The 4,734-nt window shown below is 68.8% G+C and carries 6 protein-coding genes; 3 read left to right on the forward strand and 3 right to left on the reverse strand.

Annotated elements, in window-relative coordinates:
- The first annotated feature begins 332 nt into the window (after window positions 1-332).
- On the forward strand, window positions 333-1,655 hold the full coding sequence (locus tag ACFU99_RS33480) for an SGNH/GDSL hydrolase family protein (RefSeq protein WP_384399231.1): 1,323 nt from the start codon (window positions 333-335) through the stop codon (window positions 1,653-1,655).
- Between the two features lie 7 nt (window positions 1,656-1,662).
- On the opposite strand, the gene ACFU99_RS33485 is transcribed toward ACFU99_RS33480, so the two are convergent.
- The 3 genes from ACFU99_RS33485 to ACFU99_RS33495 form a co-directional block, all read right to left on the reverse strand.
- Window positions 1,663-2,325 carry a DUF1707 domain-containing protein gene (locus tag ACFU99_RS33485; RefSeq protein ID WP_384399234.1) on the reverse strand — a complete coding sequence of 221 codons (663 nt, stop codon included), beginning with the start codon at window positions 2,323-2,325 and terminating at the stop codon, window positions 1,663-1,665.
- A gap of 93 nt (window positions 2,326-2,418) precedes the next feature.
- On the reverse strand, window positions 2,419-3,000 hold the full coding sequence (locus ACFU99_RS33490; protein ID WP_384399237.1) for an ATP-binding protein: 582 nt from the start codon (window positions 2,998-3,000) through the stop codon (window positions 2,419-2,421).
- A complete protein-coding gene (locus tag ACFU99_RS33495; protein ID WP_384399240.1) occupies window positions 2,997-3,311 on the reverse strand; it encodes a recombinase family protein in 315 nt (104 codons plus the stop codon). The genes ACFU99_RS33490 and ACFU99_RS33495 overlap by 4 nt, the downstream gene beginning before the upstream one ends.
- Window positions 3,312-3,519: 208 nt before the next feature.
- Between ACFU99_RS33495 and ACFU99_RS33500 the strand changes: the two genes are divergently transcribed.
- On the forward strand, window positions 3,520-4,404 hold the full coding sequence (locus ACFU99_RS33500) for a helix-turn-helix domain-containing protein (protein WP_384399243.1): 885 nt from the start codon (window positions 3,520-3,522) through the stop codon (window positions 4,402-4,404).
- Window positions 4,401-4,613 (forward strand): DUF397 domain-containing protein, encoded by a 213-nt coding sequence (locus ACFU99_RS33505; RefSeq protein ID WP_384399246.1) that lies wholly within the window; start codon window positions 4,401-4,403, stop codon window positions 4,611-4,613. Before ACFU99_RS33500 ends, ACFU99_RS33505 begins: the two co-directional genes overlap by 4 nt.
- Window positions 4,614-4,734 lie beyond the last annotated feature (121 nt).

The following is a 4,734-nucleotide window of genomic DNA, read 5'->3' on the forward strand; positions in this document are numbered from 1 at the left end:
GTATCAGCGTCCGCCCCGGCGGTGTCCGCCGGTCTTCCCGTGTGCGTCGGTTCCATCCACTCCACCCGTTCGAGCCGTCCTTCGGCAATTGTCCCTGTCCGAGGTACTCGGGGAACGGACCAGGAGTTCCCGGCGTCCGAACTGTTGAGGTCCGAACTGGAGAGGGGCGCGCAGCGCGAGCGGCGGTCGCCCCCTAGCCGCGGTGCGCCGCACGGGTACCGCGCCGTCCGCCGGGCGGTCCCCCGCGCCGCCATGGGATCATGGAGGCCGATCGGACCGCGACGGCGCCGCTGATCCCGTGCCCACCGCGCCCCTGCGAGGAGAGTCCGCCCATGTCCAGGCCCCCCATGCCCCGCGGTACGGCCTACGCCGTGCTGGCCGCGCTGGCGGCCGTGGTGGTCCTCATATCGGCCGCCATCTTCATCGGGGCCCGCACCGGGGAGCGGCCGGGCGCCGCGGCGGGCGAGGCCCGCGGTTCGGCGTCGCCCGCGTCCACCGGCTCCTGGGCCGGCACGTGGGGCACGTCGGCGTCGGCCGCCGAGCCCCGTACGCCGGGCGGTTTCGCGGGCATGTCGGTACGGAACGTGGTGCACACCAGCATCGGCGGCACCAGCGCCCGCATCCAGCTCTCCAACCTCTACGGCAACCAGCCGCTCTCCCTCACGCACGTTTCCGTGGCCCTGGCCGCGGCCCCCGGCGACGCCGCCGCCGAGCCGGGCACCATGCGCCGCCTCACCTTCGGCGGCCGTACCGGCGTCACCATCCCCGCCGGCCGCTCGGTCGTCAGCGACCCCGTCCGGCTCGCCGTGCCCGCCGCCGCGGACCTGCTGGTCACCACCTACTCGCCGACGCCCTCGGGCCCGGTCACGTACCACCCGCACGCCCGCCAGACCTCCTACCTCGCGCACGGCGATCGGGCCGAGGACGGCTCGGGCGCCGCGTACACCGGCCGGAGCCCGTACTGGCGCTACCTCACGGGCGTCGACGTGTGGAACAAGGACGCCCAGGGCGCGGTCGCCGTCATCGGCGACTCCATCACCGACGGCGTCACCTCCACCGTCGGCGCCAACCACCGCTGGACGGACTTCCTCGCCGCCCGGCTGCGCACCGAACCGGACGCGCCCCGCTACGGCGTGCTCAACCAGGGCATCAGCGGCAACCGCGTGCTCCTCGGCGGCATGCACGGCCGCGTCTCCGCCAACCCCAGCGCCCTCTCCCGCCTCGACCGCGACGTCTTCGCGCGGACGGGCGTACGGGCCGTCATCTCGCAGCTCGGCGTCAACGACATCCTGCGGCTGCCGCACCAGAAGGACCCCCGCCGGATCGTGGCGGGCCTGCGGGAACTGGTCGCGCGGGCGCACGCCCACGGCCTGCCGGTCTCCGGCACGACCTTGATGCCGTTCGGCGGCCACCGCGGCTACGACCCGCGGCTGGAGGCCGTACGGGAGGCGGTCAACGCGGAGATCCGGGCGGGGCACGTCTACGACGACGTCATCGACCTCGACAAGGCGCTGCGCGACCCGGCCGCGCCGAAGCGCCTCGATCCGCGGTACGACTCCGGCGACCATCTGCACCCCAGCGACGCGGGCTACCAGGCGATGGCCCGCGCGGTGGACCTGAAGAGCCTCAAGAACGCCTCGTCGGCGACGCTCTGACGCACGCCTACTCCAGGGTCTTGCGCCGCTCCTCGCGCTGCGCCTTCCGCACTGCCTTGTTCTCCTTGCGCTCCTTGCGCTTGACGCTGACGCCGCCCCAGAAGGCCAGGCCGCTGACGGTGACGCGCGGCGCGCCGGGCGTACCGGGGCCGCTGGCCTTGTCGTCGAAGCCGCCCATGATGCCGATGCCGCTGACGTGCACCTCGACGTCGGGCGGCACGACGACCTCCATGCCCCCCATGATCGCGAAGCAGCGAATGGTGATGTCCCGGTCCTCGAACCGGGCGTCGCGCAGATCGATCTGGCCGCCGCCCCAGAACGCCACGGAGTTGAAGGCACGCGGCGCGATCCAGCGGCCCCCGCGCTGGAAGCCGCCCATGACGGCGACGCCCCAGCGGGAGGTGGCCTGACCGCCGACGCGCTCGGTCCAGTCCGGTGAGCCTCCGGGCTCCGACGTCCGTCGGGAGGCATCCACCCCGGCCCGTCCCGGCGCCGGGAGGTCGCGCACGAGAACCTCCAACTCGCCGTGCGTACGAGCCTTGTACGCCGCCCCGAGCCGCTGATCGAACTCGTCCATGTCCAGCCGCCCCTCGGCGAGCGCCTCCCTCAGCGCCTCGGCGATGCGGTCGCGTTCGGAGTCGGAGGCCCGCATGTCAGGGAGTTCACTCATACCGGACAGCCTAGCGAGCGTAGGTCACGAAGCCGACCGCTCCGCGTACATCTTCGCGATGACGGCCTCGACCTCTTCCAGGGCGAGTGCTGTTCAGACGGCCTGGAGGCCGACGAGCACACGGCGTAAGAGCCAGGGATCAGCCCGCGCGGCCGACCGTACGTCGGAGCGCTCCGCCCTGCGGCGGTGCGGCAGCACGGTAGAAGTCGCCTCGGGCACCGTGATCTCAGCCCAAACCAACTTGCCCCGCGGCGTGCGGCAAAAACCCCAGCACTTCGCCGTCTCCTGGACGAGCAGAAGACCGCGCCCGCCTTCGGTGTCGTCGTCCGGCTTCTGGAGGACGGGCATTTCCTTGGATGTATCCCACACCTCGATGACGACGCTGGCGTCGAGGCCGACCAAGCGCACGGTCACGAGGTTCAAGGTCTCCAGCTCCAGCCACGTTGGCGGGCGGTCGAGAACGCCGGTCACTTTCACGGCGTTCGTCACCAGCTCGGAGACGACAAGGGTGGCGTCCCCTTCGATGGAGCGGGCGTGCCACTTGCCGAGCGTGAGCCTCATGAAGTGGCGGGACATACTCACCGCCGAGCCGACAGCGGCAAGGCTGAGCTGATCCATGAAGCGGGCCCGCTGGGAGAAGTAGAAGGGTTCTTCGTCGCCCTGGCTCTGGTTCACGCGCGCTCGTCCAAGCTCACTACATGCGCGGATACGTGCTCGATGTTCAGGATCATGGCGTCCTGGAGAGCGCGGGTGAGGGCCAGGTCGCGGTAAGAGGGAACGATCACGTGGCGGGCTTCCGCGTACTGGATGGCCTCGATCATCTCGCCGAAGGCGTCGATCCGTCCGTCCAACGGCTCGTGGAACACGGTCGCGAGGGTGAGGCCCTCGGCCTCGGCGTACGCGGTCATGTCTGCCTGCCTCCGGTTCACCTCCTCGTCAGACATCCCGCTCGGTACGCGCATATAGCCAAACATCAGCTGCTTCACGTCCTGCCCTCCCTTACCCGCACTCACTCTCAGCGCTACGGCCACTGCCCTGCGTTACCGAGTGAAGCACTGGACTAATCGAATATGCAACACTCCATATTGGAAATCTGGAAGACACTTCTTCGAACACATATCCCCTATTCCATATCGGGAAGATGTGGGCTTCCATTTCGGATGTAAGATGGGTTCCAGATCGGAGGTACACCACGTGGTGGAAGCGGCAAGCGGCTCGACCGTGCCTCGCCGTCAGTTGGGGCGACACCTGCGTGAGCTGCGCAATCGCGCGCGGCTGACCGTACGTGCGGCATCGACGGCCCTGGAATGGTCGGATCAGAAGATCTGGCGCATCGAGACGGGGCAAACGTCCATGCGCAGCCTGGACGTTGAGGCCATGTGCCGCGTGTACGGCGCGGACGCCGAGTTGACCAAGGGTCTTATGGGCCTGGCCAAAGAGACGAAGAACCGAGGGTGGTGGCACTCCTACGGTGACGTGATCCCTGAAGGGTTCGACCTGTTCATCGGGTTGGAGGGCGCGGCAGCGAGCCTGCGTCAGTACATCAAGGACCTGGTCCCGGGCCTCGTGCAGACGGATGACTACGCCCGCGCCTTGATTCAGGCGGACAACCCGGACGTCGCCCCCGAGGAGATCGAACGGCGGGTGCATGTCCGACTGGCCCGTCAGGAGCTGCTGACCAGGGTGACCGCGCCGCCTACCTTGGAACTGGCGCTCGGTGAAGCGGTTCTTCACCAGCCGGTCGGCGGTGGTGACGTCATGGCTCGCCAGTTGGACCGTTTGGCAGAGGCGATGGACATGCCGAACGTCTCACTGCGGGTCGTGCCGTTCGCAGCAGGCTTGCATCACGGACTCATGTCCGGCCCGTTCACCACCCTCCGCTTTCCTGTCGGCGGTGACGGTCAGCCGATGGAGCCGCCCACCGTCTACATGGAGGGTTTCACCGGCGACCTCTACCTCGACAAGCCGCAAGAGATCGAGCGGTATGACCGGGCGTTCACATCGATCTGGGACACGGCCCTGGACGCCAAGAACACGCAGAACATGCTTCGACAGGCGGCAAAGGAGTTTTCGCGATGATGAGTTCAGACCTCACGGGCGCGGTGTGGCGTAAGTCCAGCCGCTCCCAGAACAACGGCCAGTGCGTCGAGGTCGCATTCCTCGACGATGGCCGCGTGGCCATGCGGGACAGCAAGGACAAGGGCAACGGCCCCGCTCTCGTCTTCACCCCCGGCGAGTGGGACGCGTTCGCGGGCGGCATGTCGGACGGGGAGTTCATCCGCCCGTAGCCACCCACCAAGATCCCGACCACAGAGCAGCGCCCGACCCGTTCAGGAGGTCGGGCGCTGCTTGTACGCAAGATCCGAGCGTAGGTGACTACTGCTCATCAATGTGTGGTGTCGGGAGGGT

The sequence above is a fragment of the Streptomyces sp. NPDC057654 genome (assembly GCF_042800135.1).
In the GTDB taxonomy this organism is placed as follows: domain Bacteria; phylum Actinomycetota; class Actinomycetes; order Streptomycetales; family Streptomycetaceae; genus Streptomyces.